Annotated in this window: 1 protein-coding gene; it reads right to left on the bottom strand. The window is 43.1% G+C overall.

What is annotated here, in order from left to right:
• Window positions 1-401, bottom strand: a 401-nt coding sequence (locus RMT89_RS41385) for a recombinase family protein (protein WP_315888911.1), incomplete at both ends; no start/stop codon positions are given.

Below are 401 nucleotides of genomic sequence, written 5' to 3'. Positions count from 1 at the left end.
CTAACAGCTTCTTTATATCATAGATCATGTCGTGATCTATAACGAACTTACCATTCTCGAATGATAGCCAAGAAGGAAGCCTTTTAGTTAAAAGCTTACCCTTCTTAAGATTCTCAATAGCATACTTCCGCTTATGCTCCCATACAGCTACAAGCCGTTCCCGTTTCATCACACTCTCTTCATGGGCTCGCTGAGCAATCATAGAGAGATACATAAAGTTGCCAAAACTGTTGCGGGGATCGGCTTGAGCATCGTTGTGGTAGATCATATGGTCGCTGGTAGTGTAAATCTTGACTCCTGCGGTCAAGATTTTTTCCAGCATAGTGATAGATTTCCACACATTCTGGCGGGTTAGACGGTCAATACTTTCAACAACGATGTAGTCTCCAGGGCGAATAAGC

Source organism: Streptomyces sp. P17, from assembly GCF_032436805.1.
In the GTDB taxonomy this organism is placed as follows: domain Bacteria; phylum Actinomycetota; class Actinomycetes; order Streptomycetales; family Streptomycetaceae; genus Streptomyces.
This window is presented reverse-complemented; position numbering and strand designations above follow the sequence as displayed.